Source organism: Gracilibacillus salinarum (assembly GCF_022919575.1).
GTDB classification, from domain to species: domain Bacteria; phylum Bacillota; class Bacilli; order Bacillales; family Amphibacillaceae; genus Gracilibacillus; species Gracilibacillus salinarum.
Genome location: NZ_CP095071.1, coordinates 4,383,475 through 4,408,647, shown reverse-complemented (window position 1 = coordinate 4,408,647; position 25,173 = coordinate 4,383,475). Strand labels below are relative to the sequence as shown.

Below are 25,173 nucleotides of genomic sequence, written 5' to 3'. Positions count from 1 at the left end.
TTCTGAACCAAAATCAAAATAATATCCTTCTCCCAATTCGACTAATTCTTCAAGCTGATCAATAGCTTCCTGGAGTTTCTGGACACTTGTATTCAGCTCAGATTCAGTCACGATTGTATCAAGGTCTTGCTCTGCTTGGTCAATTGCTTGCTGCAAAGCCTGATAAGAAGTTTTCGTATATGTCTGATACTCATTAGAAATAGCTTTCGCATCCTCTATTAAAGATGTTAATGCAGATAGATCAATAGCTGGTGCTTCTTCTTCAACATAAGCTAATTTCGATTTGTTTGGAACGTTTACTTTATCCCAATCAATATCAGATGCCAAATAGAAACTTGGATAAGCCGGCTGATTATATCCAACATTTTGCCAAGCAATACCTGTCCGATATTGGATGTCCTGCATTAATGTATACAATTTACGGTTCGTTTCTTCTGTGCTAACAAAAATCCGCAAAGCATTACTATCGGTTGTACGCAATACTAATTCCTCTCGCCAGTCACCAACGATGTCTGCAACAAGGGATGGATTTCCTTTCGTACCATTATTCGTCCGGGAATTGTCAGCAGTCAGTTGTGTGCCTTTCTCCACATCTTCTATTGTTACCACTCCATCACCAGATCCCTGAATGATCTGTGTAGCCATGTCTGCTGACCATTTAATATTCATGTTCGTACCTGAACCGCTTGCAGCTATTACTTCCCCATCCGCTGAACGTAAATCGGTAGCCCAAGTTTCCAGACCGCGTTTTCCACGGATAATATCACCTATCATGCCTCTGCCTGTATCACGGCCTGTATATTCACCATAAATAACCTCACCATTTGCAGCATCTCTTAATGCAAAGCCATATGGAGCAGAACTGCTTCCTTCAAAAACAGAATAGATTTCCAAACCGCTACGATCCGGGTTAATATCTGCAACATGCAAAGCATCTCCATGCCCCAGCCGTGCTTCTTCACCAGGGTTACTGCTTCCTTCCGGTAAGGTTTCAAATGAGCTGTATAATAAGGAACCATCATGATCAAGCGTGGCACCACCATAGACAATTTCCTGCTTACCATCGTCATCGACATCTGCAGTACTCAATTGGTGATTCCCTTGCGTTGTTAAAGTAGCAAATTCCTCATTTCTGCCTGACATCCCGTGAGGACTATCGTTAAATGGGTTAGACATCGTTGGAAATCCGCTGTCTGCCGTCCATTTTTCTTCTATTGATGTACCGTTAAAATCATACGCAACTACAGCAGCTCTCGTATAATAGCCACGTGCAAAAATGGCCGAAGGTGTTTTTCCATCCAGATAAGCAACTCCCGCTAAAAATCGATCGACACGATTTCCTGGTTCAATTCTGGAATAAGCATAATCCCCCCACATCAGACCATCATCATGACGGCCAGGCTTGTAATCTACCGTATCTAATTCCTTGCCTGATTCTCCATTAAAAACCGTCAAATATTCAGGACCTGTTAAGACAAAGCCTTCAAAATTACGAAGGTCATTGCGCTCACTTCTTGAAGGTGCATATTCGTCAAAAAAATAATCAGCTAACTCTCGTGCATCATGGTCTGACAATGGATACTGATATGCTTTTTCGTTTTCTATTCCAAATGCTTCTTCCAATGTTTTTGGCCAATTTTCGGCGACAACTTCTTCATGTTCATGCCACCCTTTAAACATGTTGACTATATATTCATAGTAATCCTCCGCATTCATACGATAATCATCATCATGATTGTAGCCCGCTTCAGTATCTTCTTCTGGCATCGTTATATATTCCTCACTTACCCGTTCATTGTTTTCATAATGAATTACTTTTGTTCCAGGTGCCGTTTTAAACATGAGTTCTGATTTGCCATTCCCGTCAAAATCATAAACAAGAAACTGGGTGTAGTGAGCCCCAGATCGAATATTGACACCTAAATCAATACGATACAATAATTCTCCTTGAAACGTATATGTATCAATATATGTGTTGCCGGTGTATCCCTTCTGTGAGACGTCCTTCGCATTGGACGGCTGCCATTTGACAACATATTCGTACTGTCCATCACCGTTCACATCGCCCACACTAATATCGTTGGCATGATAGGTATAGGATTCCCCTGCAGGTGTAGTTCCAGCTTCCGGCTTTTGCAGAGGAAGATCATAATGACCTTGCTCCCAAGCTATTACTTCTTTGCTCTTCTCTGACAATTCCTCTCCATCTTGCACCGGGACAACATAGTAACGATCTTCTTTATTGCCTTCTTTATCTGTGTAATTGGTACTTTTGGTTACCGCTGCGATTTTTTGATCATTTCGGTAAACGTGAAAATCTGTCCCACGTAAACCATAGTCAGAATAGGCACTCACTTCCTCTGCCAAAAGTCGCCAGCTTAAGAAAACACCTTCATCTACAGCAATTGCGACTAATCCCCTGTCCAATTTTTCCAATTGGATATTCTTTTCTTCAGCGTTAACTTCACCTGTATCATGTAGTTGGGATATAAAAAAAGTGGTTGGATGTAGTAAACTAAGAAGCATAATGAATACGAGAAAAACAGCTAATTTTTTCAACATATAATCCCTCCCTATTTAGATGACACGTCCATTCAAAACACTGCTCCTCTTTCTTAATTAGAAATATATAATAGGTACAGTGGTTAATAAAGTGAGACTTTGATCAGTGGGAGTTTTTTGCCCCCACTGATCATTAGCGAAACTTATCAAGGTGTTAACGTCTGTTTACACCAAATAAGAAAAACTGGAAATAACTCGTGGTCCTAATGGATGTAATTAATATACAACTTTTTATTCAGCATTAATTATTTCTATGACTGGACTTTTATACTTTTTACTTGTCAAAAAAACGCTTCCATTACATGGGGTTCAGCTCTGATTCAGAACTATCTTCTCGGGTGGGTAATCATTTATTTACAGGGGTTAACAAAATTAGTGCGGATTTAACAGTAATCGTAAAACGGATCTAAAAAAAAGTCAATACTATCACTGAAAAATGAACATTTTAGTCAGTGTTCTCCTATTCCAAACGAAGCTTTTCTAGGTAATTGTAACGAGGTAGCAACACAAGTAACTTTTGAGCTGAAACATACTCTGTTAGAAGAAGAAATTTCGGAGCATTACTACGCACTTCAAAATGTCAAAATCATTAAATGGAGACAGATGAAAAATTCCCAAGTAAAAGGTTACTTGGGAATGGCCATTTAATTATTGGCAGAGCGAATAATATTTTGCATAAATTCACTGTTTGGATAATCAGTTTCTTGATATTGCTGACACACTCTATCGATATCGTAAGGAACACGAACATTACTAGTCTGAACTTGCCCGTTCACGATATCAATAATCACATAAGATGCTTTTGTAATTTGATCAAATGGTAAGCCTACACTACCTATATTAATAATCGTTTTCCCTTGTGCGTTTCGCTGATACGGCGTATGAATATGACCATATAAATAAATGTCCGCATCTTCCCGTTCGGTTAATTTTTCTAATAGGTCCTGATCGGAAGCGTGTGGAGTCACTACATTAAATAAGCTATCCGGTGTTGCATGGAAGGCATGAAGTCGTATACCTTCTTCTTCTATTACTAACTCTGTAGGGAGATTGGATAAATAATCGATTTGTTCTTCCGACAACTGTTCGTATGTCCACTGCTGTTCCTGAATCATCGTTTCTCTTGCCTTTGAAGGGACTTCACCTTCACGGATTCCTCGCACAACCCATTCATCTGCATTGCCTTTAATAACGTCTGTATTTAGTGAACGGATTAATTCAATAGATTCAGCAGGCTGAGGTCCTCTATAGGCAATATCCCCCAAAACCGCGATGCGATCGACTTGCTTTGCTTCCATGTCATCGAGGACTGCTTTTAATGCTTCTGCATTTCCGTGAATATCTGAAATAAACGCTAATCTCATTCTATCGCCTCCTTTGTACATGATAAATCAATGATTGACAGAAAATCAAAGATTTGACGTTCATAACTGCCTCCACATATAATATAGTATAGAAAGACTTTATGTTTTATAGGTATTTCATGTCATGTAAAACTGGATCAAGGAGGTTTTCAACATGTTTTCGTTTTTTACAAAGGATGTACCGTCATTTATGAAGATAGAATTAGAGAAACTTTTTAATAAAATAGGTCCTTTAATGAAAAAGAATGCTAGATATATGATGTTTGCAATGCCTTTATTGTTGATCTCGATCTTGAATTTAATTTTCTTCTTATTCTTCGGTGGGTTTGACAACGGCATGGTAGCTATTGTCATCGTCTATGCTCTAATGGCTGCAGTAGGATTGGCTTTATATAAAGAATCAAAGCATATCAAGAAAAAAATTAGAGAATTAGAAATGGAGCATATCGTATCAAGGATTGAAAAGAGCAATCATGTAAATGACTACAAAAAGAAGGATTATATTTCACTGATCAAATCACACCCAAAAATGGGATTGCAGACTTTCCTGAATTTCTTAAATGAAGAGAATGAACGGAAAAAGATGATGGAAGATTAAGAAGTAAACAAATAAAGTGAGACTTTGATAAGTGGGGGTTTTTGACCCCCACTTATCTTCTTTGTGATATTCGAAGCGTGCAGCGGAAGTCTTACTGACGATTAGCACCGTGATAAACATCCAAAAAGCCCTGTCCTCTCGACACATGAGAGACAGGGTTTTTCGGATAGGAAAAAGGTTCTTATAATATGTTAGTTAGGGCCGGACGAGGTTATGTCCGGCTTTTCTTATAAGCAAAGAAAGTATATAAGTACAGTCGTAGAAGTAATCATGCTGAATAGGAAGATAGGTTCCTATAATATGGATTATGTAAACTAGCCATCTCTAGCCAAGCATCCATATTGAGATATTTAATGTGTTGGGATACCGCTCCGTCCAACCACTCCGCGTCCTGCGGGGCACGGCTGGAGCTAACTTTGTGAAGAAGAACGCTTCACAAAGTGGATCTCCAGCACCTGCACAATCCCGCGGGAGTCTCCGTAGTTGGCCTCCGCTGATGTATAGCTCCACAATTTATGCGACAGCTAGGATATGAAGCACTATCTGCAAGATTTACACCATAATTGATGTAATACATTGCTTAGCACCACTGCTTCTAGCTGTTCCAATCGTGTAGTACTTCCCATTAGCGGAGCCTATTTCCGGAGCTTTGCAACGCAGATAAAATATTTCAAAATGACCGTTTTGCCATATAGCCTTAGTTGACATAATCCATATTATAGGAAGTTGTTTATTAATGAAGTCAACTAGGACCGGGTGGTTTATGCCCGGTTTTTCTTATGGGTTTTTGTTGCTTTCCACGCCATTTGCCTCCATGATTTTTAAAGTGAGACTTTGATCAGCGGGGGTTTTTGATCCCCACTGATCATTAGCGAAACTTTTCAGAGTGTTAGCGTCTATTTACACCCACTTAGCTTCTTTGTGATACTCGAAGCTAGCAGTGAGAGTCTTACAGACGGTTAGCACCGTGATAAAATTTTCTCAAAATAGGCTTGCAATTCTTCCCTTTATGTTCTATAGTTAATTACATGACTAACGAACCCATGAGGTGGTGAACCAAACATTGACAGACCGATTGAAGGAAGACCAACCTATTTTTTTACAGATAGCAGAAATGATTGAAACCAGCATTATTGACGGAGAGTTAACTGCTCACACGAAGATACCCTCAACTAATGAATTCTCCAAACATTATCAGATCAACCCTGCCACAGCAGCTAAAGGTATTAATCTGTTAGTCGATCAATCGATCATCTACAAGAAACGAGGTGTCGGTATGTTCGTTTCAGAAGAAGCTACCCAAATTGTTCTTGCTAAACGTAAGCAACGATTTTATGAGCAATTTGTTAAGCCAATGCTGCAAGAAGCCAACAGAATAGAATTTAATTCAACACAATTAATTGCTTGGATTAAGGAGGAAATGGAAAATGATAATAAAAGCAACTAATTTGACTAAAAATTATCGGAGTGAGCATGCCCTTAGTCAATTAAATGTAACGATTGACGGACCGAAAATCATTGGACTTCTAGGAAATAATGGCGCAGGCAAAACTACTCTGCTTCGCTTATTAGCTGGTCATTTTCAACAGACCAGCGGAAAACTTACCATCAATGACATTACCCCATTTAATCAACACACCTTAACGAAAGAAATATGCCTGATTATGGAAAGTAATAATTTCCATGACAAATTTAAAGTCCGGGATATACTAAAAATTTCATCGATGTTTTATCCATATTGGGACCATGAATATGCCGAACGATTACGAAATTTATTTCGATTGAAACCTAATCAAAAAGTAAAAACCTTGTCAAAAGGAATGTATTCAGCTTTAGGCATCATTGTTGGATTAGCAAGCAATGCACCAATTACAATCTTCGATGAACCATATATTGGATTAGATGCCTCTTCTCGTTCTACTTTTTATGATTTATTATTGGAATCCTATCAAGAGAATCCTAGACTTATCATTCTTTCTACTCATCTAATCGACGAAGTAAGTAAATTATTCGAAGAAGTAGTCATCCTAAAACAAGGTAAATTATTATTACATGAAACCGCTGAAAGTCTGGAACAAAATCACACATTAGTTAGCGGACCTGCCAAAACGGTCGATCAAGTAACTATAGGAAAAAACATCATACACTCCACCACTTTATTAGGCAAGAAAACTGTTGTGCTATACCAGGATCAAATAAGGACCACTGCAGGGTTATCGTTCCAAAAAGTTTCATTACAGGAATTATTTGTTTACTTAACTAATGAAGGAGTGACAATAGATGCTTAATAAACTAAATCTGAATTTCTACTATTTTTGGAAAACATCCTGGACGACTATTTCTATCTTTTGGTGTATCTATTTCGGCTTTATTTGTCTAACGCTTATTATGGCTGTATCATTATCTAGCAGCATCACAATGTCAGGAATAAATGTTGTTCCTGCAACTATTTTTTGTCTAATCTATGGACTGAATTTCTTTAAAGACTCTTTCCCGCACATTATCAAGCTTGGATTAGACCGATATAGTTTTCTGCTATCGATATTAATATATATGATCGCTTTCGCATTGGCAATGACTGTCATCAGCCAGTTATCTTCCTGGATAATAAACGGGCTAACCACAGTTTTCCAACTGGAGAACTTTAGCTACATTAGCATGACGGATTTATTGATGAATGGTTTCAATAAAGGAGAGATCTTTCTTTATGAATTTTTTCTCTATCTGCTGTTCTTTGGATTAGCTATTTTAATAGGCAGTATCTTTTTTAGATTTGGTCAGAAGGTCGGATTTATACTATTGGCGATTATCCCTGCTCTCATGATAATCAAACCGGTTGGGGTACAATTAATTACATTTATACATTTTATCGCAGTTGATAATCCTCAGTACCGCTTTCCATCACTAATAGTACTTTTTGTCATCATTGGACTGTTTCTGTGGCTGACAGTCTCAAAAGCAAGTGTCATTGATAAAACGACTAGTAAATAAAAGCATGAACAAAGGCGCAAGCACCCGTTTAGAGACGTAGCGAGTGGAGCGAATCAACTGAGATAAAGGAATCACGGTGAACTTGCGAATCGATGATGACTTATCGTAGGGCGATTTCGCGAAGTCGCCTAGTCTCTGGGCGCTGGAGCCGGACGTGGCCGTTTCTGTCAGCGAACATCATATAGCCCAAAATTTATACTTTCTTGACTTATAAGAAAAACCGTCCATAACCCGCCCGGTCCTAATTGACTTCATTAATAAACAACTTCCTATAATATGGATTATGTCAACTAACAGCTTAGTGTTTATTTTGAAATGATTCATGTGCTGGCATACCGCTCCGGCCAACCACTCCGCGTCCTGCGGGGCACGGCTGAAGCTAACTTTGTGAAGTAGGGCGCTTCACAAAGTGGATCTTCAGCGCCTGCCTGTCCCGCGGGAGTCTACGTGGTTGGCCTACGCTAGAATTGGGACTCTACAATTTTTGTCAGAGCTAGCATATTGATTTCATGCATATATAATAGCTATTGAAAAATACCAAGAACCACTGCTTTTTGCTGTTACATCCGTTGTAGCACTTTTCTTAAGCGTAGGAAATAGGCGGAGACTCCCGTGGAATCAGCGCGAGCTGAAGATCCACTTAGTTTGTGCCTGTGTCTGCAAGTACCGCTTCGAAGTAAGCTTCCTCGGCACAAGGCAGCAAAGGAGTAGTTCAAAGTAGTAGCCTAGCTGAAGCCGTGCCCACAGGACGCGGAGCCTATTTCCGGAGCTTTGCTAAGCAGATAAACGATATCAAAATGACCAATCAGCCATACAGCCTTTGTGTTTACATAATCCATATTATAGGAACTAAAATTCATGTTCAAAGTGATTACTGCTATGACTACACTTATATACATTCTTTTTCTTATTTGCTGAAACCTTGAGAGATTGCTTTGACTATTGTAAAGAATTCAAGCTGGCAGGTCTTATATGTACTATACAGAACCCTTTTCTTTGTATAACGTTAAGTGTGTGGTTTGGTTATAATGATGAATGTGCCATGTTTCTTCTAACCGTTCCATCAGATTAAGCGAGCCATTAACAAGCTTGGTTTTTCCAGAACCGATGGCACCATTTGAAAAATGTGAGAGCAATGCATTAATGACTGCACCATGTGCAACGAGAATAATTCTCTTACCGGTATAGCGTTGATGAACTTCTTCCAATCCTGCAACAACTCGTTCCGTCAATTCTGGCATCTCTTCCGCATTAGGGTACACACCATCAGGAAATGCTTCCATACGCTCAAATACCGTCATTCCCTCAGCCGCACCAAACCTTCGTTCTTTAAACGCATCCATTTCTACATATGGAAGCTGGACATATTTATTAATGATCTGGGCCGTTTCACTAGCACGTTTCAAAGAACTGCTAATCAGCATATCCCATTCTAATGTTTGCAAATACCGGCCGCATTCATCGGCTTGTGACTTTCCATCATTATTTAATGGTATGTCTGTTTGTCCTTGAATCTTACCAAGCGCATTCCAATCGGTCTCACCATGTCTGACGAGATAAATATTTGTCATAATCAACGGCCCCTTTCCAGTTCTCCTATTTCTTCAAAAAAAGCATCTAAATATAATTCCATCAGTTGATGGCGCTTTTCTGCCATGCGATAACCTGATCTGGTATTCATAAGCTCTTTCAGTTTTAGCAACTTTTCATAGAAATGATGAATAGCACTTGATCGCCCATGACGATATTCAGAAACACTCATCTCCTGCCGCACTGCCAGATCTGGTTCATAAATTGGCTGTCCTTTCTTTCCAGCATAGGTAAAACACCTGGCAATCCCTACTGCACCAATTGCATCCAACCGATCGGCATCCTGTACGACTTGTCCCTCTATCGTTTCTAGTGACTTTCCATTTCCGCCTTTAAATGACATATGTAAAATGATCATTAAAATATGTTCTTGATCTTCTTGATTCACTTGATGATCTAATAACCAATTCTGGATGTTTCGCAGTCCTTCGTCTTCACTGTCTACTACTTTATCATCGGCCAGATCATGTAATAGTGCAGCTAAAGTAACAATAAAGAGATTTGCTCCTTCTTCTGCAGCTAGCTTTTTTGCAGTAGTTGTCACACGTTCAATATGATACCAGTCATGCCCGGATTCTTCGCCGAGTAATGTTTGTCTAACAAAATTTTCTGTTGCATCTATCACTTGTTCCTGTTCCAATCTGACACCTCCTATGAATGGGTACGTCTAGTATGGGAAAAAACCACAACAAAGCTGCTGTGGTTTACTCTAATCCTGGAAATCCTTGTTGCTTCATAACATCATAGACGATTATCGCTGCAGTATTGGATAAATTAAGTGAGCGAACCTTATCAGTCATTTGAATCCGCAGACAGCGATCTTCTTTTCCTGCTAATAATTCCTTTGGTATCCCGTTCGTTTCCCGGCCAAAGACAAAAAATAAATCCTGATCACTATTACTGAAATCAAAATCCGAATAATATTTGGTACCAAAGTTTTCTATATAATAAAATGCTCCTTGAGGAAATACTGCATATAATTCATCGAGTGAATCATAATAATGAACCTTCACATCGTGCCAATAATCCAAACCTGCTCGTCGTAACATTTTATCATCAGTCGAAAAACCAAGTGGACGAATTAAATGCAGATGAACATTCGTTGCAAGACAGGTTCTTGCAATATTCCCTGTATTTGCAGGAATTTCTGGTTGAAATAATACTACATGTACTGCCAATCTTTTCACCTCATATATGACTTACTAACCTAGTTATTATACCACAATTTTTGGTCATTGTACGATCCATTAACCTATCCGAAAAAAACGGTAATCACATTCAGGTGTCCATGCTGCAGAATCCTCATATGTCCAGTAACGATGACGGCTATTGTTAGTATGTGCGTTAACCAGGGGCATATTTTGACTATCTTTTGCTACGACAATTGTGTTATGATCCCACCTGCCATCACCTTCGAAATCATAGCAAATAACATCGCCAGGCAATAAATCTCTCGGGTCAGATACTTCTGTACCTTTTAAACCAGATGTAGCTCCGCTCAAATTCCACCGAAACGAATTAGCTACCGACCAGGAATAACTCCAATTATTTCCTTGATACCACCATCCTTTAGAGCGATTAGGTGCCCCTGTCATCGGTGCACCTCCTGCACGCATACATTGTGAAATATAATTGGTACAGTCATTTTCAGCAAAATATCGATAGGCTGGGTTTGCATCATTCCACCATCGTTCAGCATATTGAACAGCCGCTCGCCGATCATAGTCAAATCTGCTTCTCGTTTCATCTATTATAATTTTGGGACGATCTGTATTGTCTGCTACCTTCTTTTCCTGATCAGCAACAACTTGATCTCCCACCAATGCTGCTACACGTTCTTCGATCATTTCCTCATGATAATACTGTCCATGATCATCTATTAACATTCTATATAATAATCGATAGTGAAGTTTTTGCTGGTTTCTCTCGGTTACGATGTGTTGTTTATAACCAATCAGATCAAGGTGTTTCATTTTTTTACCGTTTTTTTGGTGTAACTCTTTTTTTCTAGTTAAGGGCTGTTGATAGTGCCATGACTTTTTCCAATATTGTTTTACTAAGTCCCACTCTGACATGACGATCCCCTCCTTGGTTCATATATATTCAAATTGAAGACTAAGTATTGCAAAAATCAGATATCGCCAGGTTACTGATTTTTACAGAACATTTCAATTTGGTTAACAAAACGTTAATTTCACCCTTTTTATGATTACTTACGTTTTATCCTGGGAATGTGTTTTGTGAACAAATGACAAGGAGGAAAATAAATATGAACTTGAAAAGAAAATGGTTTTCAATGATAGGTGTAGCCGTATTATCAACAGGAGTATTAGCAGCATGTGGATCAGGTGAATCAGATGAACCAGCGGATGACTCTTCAACAAATGAACAGGCACCAGCAGAGGATGGCGCTACTGAAGATGGCTCTATGAGCGAAGATGGGGCAACTGAAGAAGATGGTTCTTCGGCTGAAGATGGATCGATGAGTGAAGAAGGATCGACTGAGGATGATTCCATGAGTGAAGATGGCGCAACTGAAGAAGATGATGCGATGAGTGAAGACAGTACAACTGATGACAGTTCTATGAACGAGGATAGCCAATCAACAGATGAAGAAACCCAAACCGAATAATAGCTAGTTAGGACATCTTCAAGGTTCCGATCATCGCAGGTGAATCGGAACCTTTTATTGCGTATTGTAAATATAAATGTAATCTTTGAATGATGGGTGTTTTTTGATAAACCACTACACTATCTAGGGATGGAGGGAAGCGTGTTATATAAACAATTCTATCTTCAGACGACTGCTTTCTCTTCGACACGTCTTATCCTCAAAGTTCTCACATCTTCATGCATATGAATCCGATCGCTTTTTTCACTTACCCTATTTGATTTTATTAACCAACTGTAAAAATTGTTAAGTATTGTTAATATATGTATCAAAGCGGAATTTTATATCGTATATATAAGTAGACCGGAAAAAAGGAGGGGTGAAGATGAAAAAGAAATGGTTATCTATATTTGCGGTAGCAATGTTGTCTGCTAGCTTTCTGACTGCTTGTGCAGAAGAAGGTGAAGGAGATTCTGAAGAACCAGAAACTGAAGATGCTACAAACGATGAAAATGAAGAATCTACTGAAGAATCCACTGACGAAGCAACTGAATAATTAAAACGGCTGGACAAGCCTACATAACATGTGGGAGATCAGAGATCTCCCACATGTTTCACTTTTGTTCCAATGATAAGAGATATTCTTTTTTATCAAGACCGCCACCATATCCAACTAATTTTCCATTCTTGCCAATTACTCGATGGCAAGGAACGATGATTGAAATAGGATTTTTATTATTTGCACCGCCAACTGCTCTAACAGCCTTTGGTGACTCTATATAATTGGCGATATCCTGATACGAACATGTCTTTCCGTAATCTACTTTTGTCGCTAGTGCCTGCCACACTTTTTGTTGAAAAGACGTACCATAAAATTTATATGGAATCGTAAAAGTTGTACGCTTTTGCTGAAAATATTCTTCTAATTGGATAACAATGTCATCAAAACGCTCCGAAGATTCATGCCATTCCAATGGCAATCCGTGTTTTTGACACCACTTGCGAACATCAGCTTCTTTTTCTCGCAAACTGCCATATTTAATGTAGACAATCTGATCCCCTTGCTTCAGCAACAGAATTGGCCCTATTGGAGACTGGTATTCCATAAAGTATAATGCATCCATGTACAATCCTCCCAGTAAAACTATTGCTTTATCGTTTTAAATCGTAAACCTTTTTCCATTTCTACGATTACTTCTGGATCTGTTTCATACGTCATTGCCTGCTGAATCGCTCGGAACCCAGATTCCGTGTCCATTTTCCCTATCGACCATGCTGCGGTGCCTCTAATTACAGGCCTTGGATCATGGTTCATTAAATCGATAAGCTGATCAAGTGCCGATGTTTCCTTATAATGTCCTAGCGCGAGAATCGCATTTCGTTGCAACGGTTTTTTGCCACGCCAAGAGCCAGCCATTGCACCAAATTTTTCTTTAAATTCCCTGTTAGAGATGTTCAGTAAATCTGTTAAACGTGGTTTTACTAATTCCGGATCTGGTTCAAATTCAGAATGATGGTGAAAATCAACACCTCTATTGTACGGACATACCGCCTGGCACGTTTCAAATCCATAAATGAAATTTCCTAATTTATCACGGTGTTCATCTGGCATGAATCCCTTCGTCTGTGTTAAGAAAGCCAAACATTGTTGAGCATTCAGTCTGCCAGGCTCCACAAGCGCTCCGGTTGGACATGCATCAAGACACTTCGTACAAGTACCGCATCCCTCTTCAATCGGTTGATCTGGTGTAAATGGAATATTGGTTATCATCTCGCCCAAATAAATATACGATCCAAACTCAGGTGAAATAATCAGCGTATTTTTACCGCTAAATCCTACACCTGCCCGTTCTGCAACGGCACGATCAGATAATTCACCTGTATCTACCATTGATGTATGACAAAAGTCAGAAACTTGTTCTTCTAAAAAAGCAGCGAGCTTATTTAATTTATCTCGAAGTACCTCGTGATAATCGGTTCCCCAGGACGCTCTGCAAAACATACCACGACGGTCACCTTTGACACTTTTAGGAGCATCTTTTAGTTTCGTTGGATAAGCGAGCGCAATGGCAATGATTGATTCAGCTTCAGGCTGCAGCTTTCTCGGAGTGGTTCTCTCTTCAGGGGTCCCCTTTTCAAAACCCGATGCATAACCTAACGCTTGTTGTTCTTCTAATCTTGCTTTTAATTCTTTAAATGGTTCAACACTGGCAAACCCAATCTGATCAATGCCAATTTCTTTACTATAAGCAATAACTGCTTCTTTCAAGTCTTGATATGCCATTGCGCCACCCTCCTTTTTGTTCGTCGTCTATTTTATCTTTGCCGTTCTCATTCTATTTAAGCATGCTGCCATTTCAAACCGTCTCGGTCTTGCCAAGTCACCAGGGTGTTGTTCTGGAAATGGTGATAATGCCTGCAAGCCTTTATTGTCCAGTAATGCCTCGATATCATCGAGTAATGTTGCTAAGGTTCTATCTTGCTTCAACATTCCTTTAGCATCCAAATGACGTAACAACTCCGCTATCGCTCGTGTCTGAGAGTCATCCACCAATTGTTCTACATCCTGCAGAAGAATCGTTGACTGTCCCATCATAATAGTTGAACGACCTTTGGCCTGGACTTTTTTCTTTTTCCCTTTTTGCAACGCCAGGCTGTTTGGTAAGAAGACACGGTTATTCATGTTATTGTCGAGCTCATCTATTTGTTTTTTTCTTGAAACAGGATAATCAGCCACTATCTTTCTTGCCTGCTCCGTTACATTAATTGGCTGGTATTGATCCATCATAATGACATGATCTGCCACTTCAAAATAATCACCTGACCCTCCCATTACGAGAATAGTAGATAATCCTAGTTGATCATACAGCTGTTTAATCTTATCTATAAATGGGGTAATTGGTTCTTTATTCTGATGAACCAGCGCTTGCATTCTTGCATCACGGATCATGAAATTCGTAGCACTTGTATCTTCATCGATAAGTAATGTACTTGCTCCTGCTTCCATTGCTTCTACCACATTTGTCGCCTGTGACGTACTACCGCTGGCATTTTCCGTTGTAAACCGCTTGGTATCTTGTCCATGAGGTAAATCATTTATAAAGGCTGATATATTTACCGAAGTAACTTGTCTGCCATCTTCTGCTCTGATTTTGACAGCGGCTGGATCGGTTAAAACATACTCACGACCGTCTCCTGTAATATGATGGTATACGCCACGTTCCAAAGCCTCGAGCAATGTACTCTTACCATGATAGCCTCCACCGACAATTAAGCTGATGCCTTTCTCAATGGCCATACCTGTGAGTTGTTCTTCACGGTGTGGAATGGTAAAAGCAACCCGATTTTCTTCAGGGCTGTTAAATGGTACCGCCTGTTTTAACGGTTTATTACTAATACCACTTTGTCTCGGAAGAATAGCACCATCTTGAATGAAGGCAATCCAATTATTATCTTTCATTTTTTGTCGAATTGCAACATGTTGATCGGCAAGCTGGGCACTCTTTTCTAACGCTTCATCTGTTACTGAAAAAATAGAATTTCTTAAAATGGATGGGATCGTTGTTAAGAAGAGTGTTTCTGCTTGTTTCCCATTTATTTTTCGACCGTTCGCGGGAAGACCGATAGAGAGACAAATTACTGTTTTGTCGTCTTTTATTTGCACTGCTGTTCGTTCCAAAATTTCCTGACCAGGTTTATCGATATGAATTAACCCACTTTTTCCAGATCCTTTTGACTGATTGGAAGCTGTTGAAATCGCATCAGCCACCGTCCTGGCTAGATGGTCTGCTACATATATATTCCGCTGCTTATGCTCTTTCCACTCCTCTTTTATTTGGCGATATGCATTTGGAATAATGATTCTAATTTTGGAAGGTGAGGCAAATGGATCTCCTTGCACATAATCGACACAAATCTCATAACGATGAAAGGAATAACTGCCTTGTATCGATTTGTATGCTTTATAGCCTTTTCCGTCAATATCTTTTAAGAGTTGTTGTAATTTATTCATGCAATCAGAACTCCTCTAACTAATATGGTTTCACCATTAGAATACAATCTATGATCAAGAATAATCAAGTAATTCAAAGTATCGCATCTCTTCTGCATCCAATAAAAAAACGTAATGCTTCATTTAAAAACGAAACACTACGTTCACACCTATGTATGGAGCGGGTGAAGGGAATCGAACCCTCGACATCAGCTTGGAAGGCTGAGGTTTTACCACTAAACTACACCCGCATGTAAATCATTCATCTATTCAGTTGACTTTGTTACACTTTGTATCTTATGTAAAAATTAAATAAAATGTTAAGAAGCATTTACATTTCCTTAACGAAACTATGTTTAAAATTATAACAACCAATTGTCGATAATGCAAGATTTTTCGGGAAAAAGTTTTATTTTTATTCGTAATGGGTACCTTATACATATCATCAATAGAATTAAAGGAGAGATAGACATGCTTTGGACTATTATTGGTATATTATTAGTAGCTTGGCTGATCTTATTTTTATTTAAAGTGGCTGGTGGGCTCATTCATATTTTATTAGTCATCGCACTGGTAGTGTTTATTGCAAAAATGATACGAAAATGATAACGGGGAAATTCCCCGTTATTTTTATTTTACGTTGGAAAGTATAAAATGTTAGCAATGAAGAAGCACAACTCAGTGAAAATTTAGATGTATTTGAAAAACCGGGCATAACCCGCCCGGTCCTAATCTACTTAGTTAATAAACAACTACAACTTCCTATAATATGGATTATGTTAACTAAGGCTGTATGGCAAAACGGTCATTTTGAAATATTTTATCTGCGTTGCAAAGCTCCGGAAATAGGCTCCGCGTCCTGTGGGCACGGCTTCAGCTAGGCTACTACTTGAATAACATCTGTGCTGCCTTGTGCCGAGGAAGCTCACTTCGAAGCATTACTAGCAGACACAGGCACAAATAAATGGATCTTCAGCTCGCGCTGATTCCACGGGAGTCTCCGCCTATTTCCTACGCTTAAGGGAAGTGCTACAACGTATGGAACAGCTAAAAGTAGTGGTTCTAGGCATTATGTTAATCATTCAATTCCTGTTATAGGGATGATGCCTATATCTTACAAAGGTTGTAGAGTACCAATTTTAGCGGAGGCCAACCACGTAGACTCCCGCGGGACAGGCAGGCGCTGAAGATCCACTTTGTGAAGTGCCCTTCTTCACAAAGTTAGCTTCAGCCGTGCCCCGCAGGACGCGGAGTGGTTGGACGGAGCGGTATCCCAGCACATTAAATATCTCAATATGGCTGCTTGGCTAGCGATGGCTAGTTAACATAACCCATATTATAAGAAGCCAACTTATATTTACATGATTACCTCTATGACTGTACTTTTATACTTTCTCACTTGCTAAGCAAAACTGCGGCACTCGCTAAATGCCGCAGTTTTCTTAACATAAATATATTTCTTATATAAATAATAATAAACTAAGTGCCATTACCGCCATTCCGAGAATCAGACCATAAATCGAAGTATGCGCCTCATCGTATTTCTTGGCAGCAGGCAATAATTCATCTAATGAAATAAATACCATAATACCAGCAACAGCAGCAAATATTAGACCAAACATCACATCATTTAAATATGGCATTAAAAATAAATAGGCCGCCACAGCACCAACGGGCTCAGATAAGCCTGACAGAAAAGATAATCGAAAAGCCTTCTTCTTATCGTTAGTAGCAAAATAGACAGGAACGGATACAGCAATGCCTTCTGGAATATTATGAATAGCAATCGCTACAGCAATCGGAATACCTAACATCGGGTCCTGTAATGCAGCGGTAAATGTAGCAATCCCCTCCGGAAAGTTATGAATGGCGATAGCCAGTGCTGTAAAAGTACCCATCTTTAACAAATTAGCATCATGCTTCGGCTGTTTCTCCATGTCTTCTACTTTCTTCAGTTCGTGTGGATTCCCTTGTTTTGGTATCCAATTATCGATCAGCGCAATTAAAATCATACCACCAAAGAACCCTATAACAGTTAACCAATTACCGCTGGTTACACCTAATTCCCCAACGAGTGAATCCTTCGCTTTTACAAAAATTTCGATCATGGACACATAAATCATAACACCCGCTGAGAATCCAAGTGACCAGGATAAAAATTTCGTATTGGTATTTGATGTGAAGAACGCCAACAAACTGCCGACCCCAGTAGCAAGACCTGCCAATAACGTCAAACCAAAAGCGAATCCGACTCCTTCAAACCCCACTGACAACACCTCTTTATCTATAAAATAAGATCATCTTTATATATATGCCTATATTTTCAAAAAGTTTCTCATAGGAAAGATGTTACACTCAACGAAAAAATTCGTCAATATTTTTATTTTATACAGTGTTGATGTTGGGATTTAAATAGTCGTCCGAAACGGGATCCAAGTGCATGAAACATTTCAAAATGAATCATGACGCAATCCGGAATATAAGCCCCATTCACTCTCTTGCACTTCGCGTACTGCAATCCTTGTTTATAAAAGAAAGCCGAACATAACACAAATATTCCAAATGAAATACCGTGTTATGTTCGGCGTATAGTTACTAAACTGTTCTTGTCTCTGGCTATTCAGAAAATGGTTTGTTTTTTTGATACGAGTACCAATCTGCTAATAAGTCAAGATCCTGTTCTCGTAATTCTCTGAGGATAAAGTGACGCCCCATAAATTTACTGAGAATTGCTGTATCCATGGTGGCAAGATTTTGTTTTCGATGCAGTATATGTTGTTTTCTTTGAAAGCTTTGTAATTTTTTATGCTGAATGAGTACCGTGTCCTTGCTTGTCGTACGTTTTTGTACCAGCAGTTGTTCACCTTCGATTTTATACGCTGTGGAACGAAATTGGATATACCCTAATATACAAGCTGCTATTGTAATAATGAGCGGTATCCATGCAAACTCAAAGGAAAGAAAAGCAACCGTAATCGTGGCAATCAATGGAATAATAGCTGACCGAAACAAATAATAAGGTAATGCCTTATTTGGCAGCTTAGTCAGTTTATCCGGCTGATAGGTATACTCCGGTAATAATTCCTGCAAGAAAGCAGCTACATGTTTTTTTCGAATTAATGGAAAAATCAACGTATGCATTTCTTGGTTTTGCCCAATCTCTCCACTTGCAATCTCCACATACATAATCGCAAAACCAAGTGGCTGTCTGATAACGGATTGCTTAATCCCTACCGCCTGGATCCGTTTTAAAGGGATCGTCGATTGTTTTTTCTCTAACAATCCTCGTGTAATAAATAATTCTTTCTCATATCTAGTAATGGTGAAATTCCAATATTGAATTAACGTTTGTAAAATACCGAAGCACCATAACAAAATAAACGTTAATATTCCAAATGCAATCAATACTTGCACCGCTTGAGAGACTACCCAATCTGTTGCTTGATTGTAGAAACGGTCTGGTATGAGACTTTCTAAATCAGAAAATACTAAACCAAAGAGACCGAGAATAATACCAAAACTGGCTGAAGTTGATCCAGCAATCAGTAATTGTTTTACAGAGACTTTCCGTTGTGGATAGTGTTCTGGCACAACGACTTCTTCTTGTTCTGAGTCCTCATTAACTGGTTCACTTTGTTTGTTATATTTAAGTTGTTTGTGTAATAACTGTCCCTCTTCCATCGTTACAGCTGACAACGCAGCATCAATACGATGATCACTACCAGCTGTTTCAATTTGTACTTTCGTTAATCCAAAAATTCGATGAATAATGTTTTGGGATAAATCAATCGATTGTATCCGATGTTTTGAAATGGTCCGTTTCTTGCGAATAAAAATGCCTTGTTCAATTCGAATTTGGTCTTCTTCCAATTGATACGTATAGCGATACCATGCTAATACACTAAACACGATAAACAAAACAAGTAAAATCGCTGCTGCTAGCAGAACATACAGCCATTCACCATTTCCGACAGCGACAATAGCTATTGGTAGAAGACCGACAATGGACTGACGGATTCCTTGAAATAAATTAAAAATCATTCCGGCCGGATGGAGTCGTTTCGGTTCATACATCATCTTGTTCCACCCTCGCTAATTCGGAGATCTGATCGCGCAAATCAGCTGCGTCTTCTTCTAGTAATGCTGGAATTTCATGAGTAGTAGCAGCTGTCGATATTTCCAATGTTGACAACCCGTACTTTTTCAAGATTGGACCTTGCTGGGTATCAACATGCTGGACACGAATCATCGGCACAACCGTTCTAGTCACAATCAAAATACCATGCTGTATGTAAATTTCCTGATCATAAATTTGATAGCGCCACCTTTTCCAACGAAGCTTTGGAATAAAAAATGCAGTAACCCCCATTCCAACAACGTTACTGCTGCAAGTATCGTCCCAATCCAATAAGGAATAAAATCAACATAGTACGCGAGAATAAAAGCAGCTATCGTTACTAATAAAGGAATAATAGCAAATAAATGTGCAGATAATTGCCATGCACGAATAGCACTTTCGTTAATCCGTTCTTTCGGTTCTTTTCGCATAACCTTCCCTCCTCACTATGTAATACGTCAGTCAACAGCTGTAGGTTTCATTAAATCACGAAAATGAATAACATCGTCACATAGTTTTTCTAATAATAATTCGTCATGACAGATGATCATCAAACCTATTTGCTTGTTTCTGACATAGTGAATTAACCATTTCCAAATATCAGCTTGTGCCACAGGGTCCAGCATGGTCGTAATCTCATCAGCAATAATATAGGAAGGTTTTGTTACGAGGCAACGATAGATACATACACGTTGCAACTGCCCGCCTGATAACTGAGAAGGGTATCGATGGAGCCATTCAGTCGGTATATTGCAAGCAGCTAGCAGTGACTGGTCTAATTCACCTGCTTCCTTGATGATTTTTTCAATACGCCACCTTGGATTGACTGCCTGCTCTGGATGCTGCCAAATCAATTGCACCGGGCTGGGTTCATGTTTACGAATCTGCCAATTTATTTCTCCTTCCTCCGCTTGCAAATAGCCACTGATAATCTTAGCGAAAGTTGTTTTGCCTAAGCCACTATCACCACTAAGTCCGACAATATATCCTTGTTTCATCGTTAACGATACTTTTTCAAATAGCATGTGCTGATTAGGTAAGCGATAGCTTATATTTTTAACCTTTAGCATATGTTAACTCCTTGTAAAAAGGTTTTGGGGCAGCGATTGCCACATTTTCTTCGTGAAATGGTGCTGCAATCGCTCTCCTTCACCTGTAAATTCTGCTCGATTGACTACTTCTAATATACGGCCATCTTTGAGAACTGCTATTTGTTCTGCAAGTTGTAAAGCAGCTTCGAAATCATGTGTAATCAATAGAATGGTTTTTCCAGCCTGCTGTACTTCTTTTAGTAAAGCAATCATATCCTGCTTTGCTTTTTGGTCCAATCCTGGCGTTGGCTCGTCAGCGATGACAACATCAGCTGCACTTCCGATTGCAATTGCAACCAATACCCTTCTTGCCTGGCCACCCGATAATTGAAAAGGATATCGTTCAGCAATCTCCGCACCTAAGCCTAAGCGAGTTAATAAAGCCAGCATTTGCTGATGCCGACCTGCTTTCTTCATTAATCCTTCTATCTGTTTACCGATTTTCATTAAGGGATCGAGCGCATCAATTGATTGCGGTATTAAAATGACGTTTTTTCCTCGCTGGCTTTTTGAAAAAGGTTGATCTCGATAGTAAATCTCTCCTTTTTGCTCTAAGTTATCTGGGAGGAGATGTAATATAGCCTGAGCAAGCAGGCTTTTTCCTGATCCGCTTTCCCCCACTAATGCCAACACTTCCCCGCTTGTGAGTGACAAATTAATATCCTGGAGCAAATAATGTTGAGACTGTTGATGAAGAACATTCAACTTTTTTATCGTCAATAAGTTATTCATAGGTACGATCCCTTCCTATATGAGCTTGAAATTCATGGGCGAATCGTTGAAATAATACGACCATCACGACGAGGAGCAAACCAGGGAAAAAGGCTAACCACCACATACCGTTTGATAAGTACTGCATCGCTTCCGATAAAATAATACCAATTGCCGGTTCTTCAGCAGATAATCCAAATCCTAGGAAAGTGATAGCTGCTTCATGTAGAATCGCATGTGGAAATATTAGCGTGAACCCCACTACCAATTGCGGAATCAAGTGCGGTAGAAAATGATGTCTTGCTCTCCACCAAAACCCTCTCCCAAGATGTTTGGACATTTGCACATACGGCATATTGTTCAACTGCATTAATTCAGCCCTTAATACCCTGGCAATGCCTGTCCAATGTGTAAGCATTAAACCAATAATAATACCCTTCATTCCACCACCTAATACAAATGAAATTAATATTAACGTAACCAGATGGGGCAAGCTTAAAAACAAGTCAATCAGCCATCCCACCAACTGGTCCAGGCGATGATGTATCGTTGCGATCAGACTAAGGATTAAGCCAAGTACAGTTGATAAAAACGCAGTTAATAAACCCACAGAAATGCTAAGCTGAATGCCCTTTAATGTCCGAAGCAGCATATCTCTTCCTAGCCAATCCGTGCCAAATAAATGCTCAACACTTGGTGCTTGATTTTTGACAGCTAAATCTATTTGGATTGCATCTGTCCGTAGTAAAGCAGATATAAGATACAGCAGTATAAACAGCGAAAGCGGGAAAAATATTTTCTTCCTCATGACATGTTCCTCCCCTTTCGCATACGCGGGTCTAACAATACATACAGGAGGTCTGCTATCCAATTCCCAACAAAGACAAAACACGTACTAATCAATACAATCGCCAAAAATAAAGGCACATCTCCTTCTAAACCAGCATCTACCACAGCTTGTCCCAGACCAGGATAACTGAAGATCTGTTCTGCTAATATTGCTCCGCCAAACAATTCACCAAAGGATGCAAATTGAACAGATACTGCAGGTAGGAGCATATTACGAATGCCATGTCTCTTCAGCAACGTAAATCCATCATACCCGTTCGCTCTTGCTTGTGCGATGTAAGGTGTCATTAGCACCTCTACCAATTTCTCCCGTGTATGTAAACAAACATTCGCGATGCCGATAATACTTAAAGTAATCGCTGGTAAAATCGCATGATAAATCCGATCTGCGAATGTAATTTCATCACTGGTCACACCAATTGGTGCACTTAATCCGGTCGGAAAGATGCCCAGCCATACTGAGAATGTTAGTAGCAGCAACAGTCCTAGCCAAAATCCAGGAGTAGAAAGCAGGACCGAACAATATCCTCTGATCAATCGGTCGATCCACGTTCCTTTTTTCATAGCCGCCAGTGAGCCTAATATAAGTCCAATTACACCTGAACAAATCCATGCCATTGTCATTAATAAAATGGAAGAAAAAAAGCGGTCAGCAATCACTTCAGCGACTGGAATACGGTAGATCAACGATGTACCAAAGTCACCTGACAGAATACTTCCCAGCCATTTCGTATATTGAGTAACTAATGATTGATCCAGTCCCCAATAAGCTTCAATAGCTGCTCGCTGCTCGGGACTTATTAATAACATATCTGCTCCAATATAGGCACGTACAGGATCAATTGGTGAAAAACTAACCAGTAAAAAAGTGAGCAAACTGACAACAAACAGCAACGATACGAGCCTAGCTATCTTTATTAGAACATACCGCGCCATTTGTCTTTCGCTCCTTTCTCAATCAATCTTGCCATTGCCATTCTGTAATGAAATCTGTAATTGGCCAGCCATGACCATGTGGTTGTACTTTTTGGTCATCCATTTCTATATGGTCATTAATATAATAAATATGATTTAAATTTACCAGCCAAACCCATGGTGCATCACCAACAGCGCTAAGCCCCGTACTGCCATCCCATTGGGCGAGCTTCCAGTATTCATTCGCTTCGTTCTCTGTTTTCGCATTTAAGGCCTGGTCTAAATAGCTATCGACTTTCTCATTGTGGTAATAATTTGCATTATAATAGTCAATCCCCTGCATACTTGAGTGATATAACGAATATAACTCTATCGGGTTATGACTCCCCCAGCCCATCATAACTGGATTAGCATGCATTTGTGTTTCTATTTCATTCCAACTGCTGCTTTTTGTCGTAATTTCAATTCCGAAATCATTCATCTGATCAGCAAAAACCATTGATAACGATTGTCTCATCTGATCTCCAGATGGATAATAGAGCGGTAAACTTGCTCTTTGGCCATCTTTTTCAAATATATGATCGTCGCCTCGCTCCCAGCCTGCATCCTTCAGGATTTGTTCTGCTTTCGCCTGGTTGTTATCTTCAATTACGGCTTTATCACTTCCCCAAGGTAAACCATCTACACTTGAAAAAGCCACTGTGCCTTCACCATTTAACACTCCGTCAACCATTTCTTCTCTGTTTACTGCATAGTTCATTGCTTGACGAATTGCGAGACTGGATGTAACTGCATTTCCGACCTTTTCTTCTTCTTCATTTGTAGTTGGTTCAGGATAAGGAAGCATCACACCACGATTGTCGACACTTTCAAGCGATATTCGGTTCATTCCGTCAATCGATTGATCAGCAGAAGTAATTGGAACCGATAATACATCGACTTCCCCTGCCTTTGCAGCTGCAATCGCCTGGTCCTCTCCCATAAATAAGAAGGTCAGCTGTTCAAAAGCAGGCTGTTCCCCATAATAATGTGGATTTCTTTCGACAATCAACTGCTCTCCTTTTCGCCATTCTACTATTTTATACGGCCCGGACCCTACCGGTTTCTCCGCATAATTACTGTCATAAGCATGCTCAGGGACAATCCCCAATGTCTGTAAAGTATGTATAAAAGTTGACTGTGGCTCCTTCAAATAAAAACTTACTTCATGCTCACTGTTCTTTTCTACTTTTTCTAAATTTGCAACGTCAACAACCGATTGTGCCTGTTTAGCAGTTTCATAGGTAAAAACCACATCATCTGCTGTTAACGGTTCACCATCTGAAAAAACAGCATCATCCCGAAGCATTACCGTCCATTTCTTTCCATCAGTCGACACTTGATAATCAGTCGCTAAATCGAGGGTTACTTCAAGATCAGCATTTTCGGATAATAATGTACTTTGAAATAGTGGAGATCCATATCTTCCCCATCCTGTCGTAGGATCAAAACCTTGTTCTGGCTCTTCTCCAATCGCTAATGTAATTTGATTAGTTTCTTTTGCTTCTGTAGTGTTTGTGTCATCATTTGCAGCTGGCTCCGGCTTCTCTGAGCAAGCTGCCAACAATAAAACAAATACAATCACACTGTAAAATACTAGCTTTTTCATGATCTATTCTCCTTCATCTAAAACTCTGCAACAAGCAATATTGTACCATAATTTAACTCTATTACATTTACTAATCTATTGATTTCAACTCAAATTGCTATAATAAGTACGTGTCAATTCTAGATTAAGTAAGTT

The 25,173-nt window shown here is 39.4% G+C and carries 22 protein-coding genes, 1 tRNA gene and 2 pseudogenes; 7 read left to right on the top strand and 18 right to left on the bottom strand.

What is annotated here, in order from left to right; genetic code table 11:
* Nucleotides 1-99: 99 nt before the first annotated feature.
* Nucleotides 100-2,562, bottom strand: a pseudogene (locus MUN87_RS20640) (rhamnogalacturonan lyase); the annotation flags it as partial.
* A gap of 644 nt (nucleotides 2,563-3,206) precedes the next feature.
* Nucleotides 3,207-3,926 (bottom strand): metallophosphoesterase family protein, encoded by a 720-nt coding sequence (locus MUN87_RS20635; RefSeq protein WP_244743639.1) that lies wholly within the window; start codon nucleotides 3,924-3,926, stop codon nucleotides 3,207-3,209.
* Nucleotides 3,927-4,080: 154 nt separating this feature from the next.
* On the opposite strand from MUN87_RS20635, the gene MUN87_RS20630 reads away from it, so the two are divergent.
* The 4 genes from MUN87_RS20630 to MUN87_RS20615 all read left to right on the top strand — a co-directional run bounded on the left by MUN87_RS20630 (nucleotide 4,081) and on the right by MUN87_RS20615 (nucleotide 7,515).
* Entirely contained in the window at nucleotides 4,081-4,524 is a 444-nt protein-coding gene (locus MUN87_RS20630) for a DUF5392 family protein (RefSeq protein WP_244743637.1), read from the top strand.
* A 1,063-nt stretch (nucleotides 4,525-5,587) separates the two neighbouring features.
* Nucleotides 5,588-5,971 carry a GntR family transcriptional regulator gene (locus MUN87_RS20625; RefSeq protein WP_244743635.1) on the top strand — a complete coding sequence of 128 codons (384 nt, stop codon included), beginning with the start codon at nucleotides 5,588-5,590 and terminating at the stop codon, nucleotides 5,969-5,971.
* Nucleotides 5,952-6,812, top strand: coding sequence for an ATP-binding cassette domain-containing protein (locus tag MUN87_RS20620; protein ID WP_244743633.1), 861 nt, complete (start codon nucleotides 5,952-5,954; stop codon nucleotides 6,810-6,812). The genes MUN87_RS20625 and MUN87_RS20620 overlap by 20 nt, the downstream gene beginning before the upstream one ends.
* Nucleotides 6,805-7,515: a hypothetical protein gene (locus tag MUN87_RS20615; protein ID WP_244743631.1), complete on the top strand. Its 711-nt coding sequence runs from the start codon at nucleotides 6,805-6,807 to the stop codon at nucleotides 7,513-7,515. The genes MUN87_RS20620 and MUN87_RS20615 overlap by 8 nt, the downstream gene beginning before the upstream one ends.
* A 977-nt stretch (nucleotides 7,516-8,492) precedes the next feature.
* On the opposite strand, the gene MUN87_RS20610 is transcribed toward MUN87_RS20615, so the two are convergent.
* The 4 genes from MUN87_RS20610 to MUN87_RS20595 all read right to left on the bottom strand — a co-directional run bounded on the left by MUN87_RS20610 (nucleotide 8,493) and on the right by MUN87_RS20595 (nucleotide 11,180).
* Nucleotides 8,493-9,086 (bottom strand): histidine phosphatase family protein, encoded by a 594-nt coding sequence (locus MUN87_RS20610; protein ID WP_244743629.1) that lies wholly within the window; start codon nucleotides 9,084-9,086, stop codon nucleotides 8,493-8,495.
* Between the two features lie 2 nt (nucleotides 9,087-9,088).
* On the bottom strand, nucleotides 9,089-9,745 hold the full coding sequence (locus MUN87_RS20605) for an HD domain-containing protein (protein WP_244743627.1): 657 nt from the start codon (nucleotides 9,743-9,745) through the stop codon (nucleotides 9,089-9,091).
* 64 nt (nucleotides 9,746-9,809) lie between these two features.
* Nucleotides 9,810-10,283, bottom strand: coding sequence for a tRNA (uridine(34)/cytosine(34)/5-carboxymethylaminomethyluridine(34)-2'-O)-methyltransferase TrmL (trmL, locus tag MUN87_RS20600; protein ID WP_244743625.1), 474 nt, complete (start codon nucleotides 10,281-10,283; stop codon nucleotides 9,810-9,812).
* Between the two features lie 69 nt (nucleotides 10,284-10,352).
* The gene (locus MUN87_RS20595; RefSeq protein WP_244743622.1) at nucleotides 10,353-11,180 is read right to left on the bottom strand and encodes an amidase domain-containing protein; all 828 of its coding nucleotides are present in this window, start codon (nucleotides 11,178-11,180) and stop codon (nucleotides 10,353-10,355) included.
* Between the two features lie 194 nt (nucleotides 11,181-11,374).
* Here MUN87_RS20595 and MUN87_RS20590 point away from each other — a divergent pair, with 194 nt between their 5' ends.
* Nucleotides 11,375-11,737 (top strand): hypothetical protein, encoded by a 363-nt coding sequence (locus tag MUN87_RS20590; RefSeq protein ID WP_244743620.1) that lies wholly within the window; start codon nucleotides 11,375-11,377, stop codon nucleotides 11,735-11,737.
* Between the two features lie 364 nt (nucleotides 11,738-12,101).
* The gene (locus tag MUN87_RS20585; RefSeq protein ID WP_244743618.1) at nucleotides 12,102-12,272 is read left to right on the top strand and encodes a hypothetical protein; all 171 of its coding nucleotides are present in this window, start codon (nucleotides 12,102-12,104) and stop codon (nucleotides 12,270-12,272) included.
* A gap of 58 nt (nucleotides 12,273-12,330) precedes the next feature.
* On the opposite strand, the gene MUN87_RS22390 is transcribed toward MUN87_RS20585, so the two are convergent.
* From MUN87_RS22390 to MUN87_RS20565, 4 genes are all read right to left on the bottom strand, one after another.
* Nucleotides 12,331-12,840 carry a methylated-DNA--[protein]-cysteine S-methyltransferase gene (locus tag MUN87_RS22390; protein WP_305037415.1) on the bottom strand — a complete coding sequence of 170 codons (510 nt, stop codon included), beginning with the start codon at nucleotides 12,838-12,840 and terminating at the stop codon, nucleotides 12,331-12,333.
* A gap of 20 nt (nucleotides 12,841-12,860) precedes the next feature.
* Entirely contained in the window at nucleotides 12,861-14,000 is a 1,140-nt protein-coding gene (gene queG, locus MUN87_RS20575; protein WP_244743616.1) for a tRNA epoxyqueuosine(34) reductase QueG, read from the bottom strand.
* Between the two features lie 27 nt (nucleotides 14,001-14,027).
* Nucleotides 14,028-15,728 carry an ABC-ATPase domain-containing protein gene (locus tag MUN87_RS20570; protein ID WP_244743613.1) on the bottom strand — a complete coding sequence of 567 codons (1,701 nt, stop codon included), beginning with the start codon at nucleotides 15,726-15,728 and terminating at the stop codon, nucleotides 14,028-14,030.
* Nucleotides 15,729-15,884: 156 nt separating this feature from the next.
* Nucleotides 15,885-15,958: transfer RNA gene (locus MUN87_RS20565), tRNA-Gly, on the bottom strand.
* 220 nt (nucleotides 15,959-16,178) lie between these two features.
* On the opposite strand from MUN87_RS20565, the gene MUN87_RS20560 reads away from it, so the two are divergent.
* Entirely contained in the window at nucleotides 16,179-16,313 is a 135-nt protein-coding gene (locus tag MUN87_RS20560; RefSeq protein ID WP_244743611.1) for a lmo0937 family membrane protein, read from the top strand.
* A gap of 854 nt (nucleotides 16,314-17,167) precedes the next feature.
* Here MUN87_RS20560 and zupT read toward each other — a convergent pair.
* The 8 genes and pseudogenes from zupT to MUN87_RS20520 form a co-directional block, all read right to left on the bottom strand.
* A complete protein-coding gene (gene zupT / locus MUN87_RS20555) occupies nucleotides 17,168-17,974 on the bottom strand; it encodes a zinc transporter ZupT (RefSeq protein ID WP_244743609.1) in 807 nt (268 codons plus the stop codon).
* Nucleotides 17,975-18,323: 349 nt separating this feature from the next.
* On the bottom strand, nucleotides 18,324-19,784 hold the full coding sequence (locus tag MUN87_RS20550) for a PH domain-containing protein (protein WP_244743607.1): 1,461 nt from the start codon (nucleotides 19,782-19,784) through the stop codon (nucleotides 18,324-18,326).
* Nucleotides 19,774-20,255, bottom strand: a pseudogene (locus MUN87_RS20545) (PH domain-containing protein). The gene MUN87_RS20550 and the pseudogene MUN87_RS20545 overlap by 11 nt, the downstream one beginning before the upstream one ends.
* Before the next feature lie 27 nt (nucleotides 20,256-20,282).
* Complete coding sequence (locus tag MUN87_RS20540) at nucleotides 20,283-20,894, bottom strand: ABC transporter ATP-binding protein (RefSeq protein WP_244743604.1); 612 nt, start codon at nucleotides 20,892-20,894, stop codon at nucleotides 20,283-20,285.
* A 3-nt stretch (nucleotides 20,895-20,897) separates the two neighbouring features.
* A complete protein-coding gene (locus MUN87_RS20535; protein WP_244743602.1) occupies nucleotides 20,898-21,647 on the bottom strand; it encodes an ATP-binding cassette domain-containing protein in 750 nt (249 codons plus the stop codon).
* Nucleotides 21,640-22,434 (bottom strand): ABC transporter permease, encoded by a 795-nt coding sequence (locus tag MUN87_RS20530; protein ID WP_244743600.1) that lies wholly within the window; start codon nucleotides 22,432-22,434, stop codon nucleotides 21,640-21,642. The genes MUN87_RS20535 and MUN87_RS20530 overlap by 8 nt, the downstream gene beginning before the upstream one ends.
* A complete protein-coding gene (locus MUN87_RS20525) occupies nucleotides 22,431-23,411 on the bottom strand; it encodes an ABC transporter permease (protein WP_244743598.1) in 981 nt (326 codons plus the stop codon). Before MUN87_RS20525 ends, MUN87_RS20530 begins: the two co-directional genes overlap by 4 nt.
* A gap of 22 nt (nucleotides 23,412-23,433) precedes the next feature.
* Nucleotides 23,434-25,038 carry an ABC transporter substrate-binding protein gene (locus MUN87_RS20520; protein WP_244743596.1) on the bottom strand — a complete coding sequence of 535 codons (1,605 nt, stop codon included), beginning with the start codon at nucleotides 25,036-25,038 and terminating at the stop codon, nucleotides 23,434-23,436.
* Between the last annotated feature and the right edge of the window lie 135 nt (nucleotides 25,039-25,173).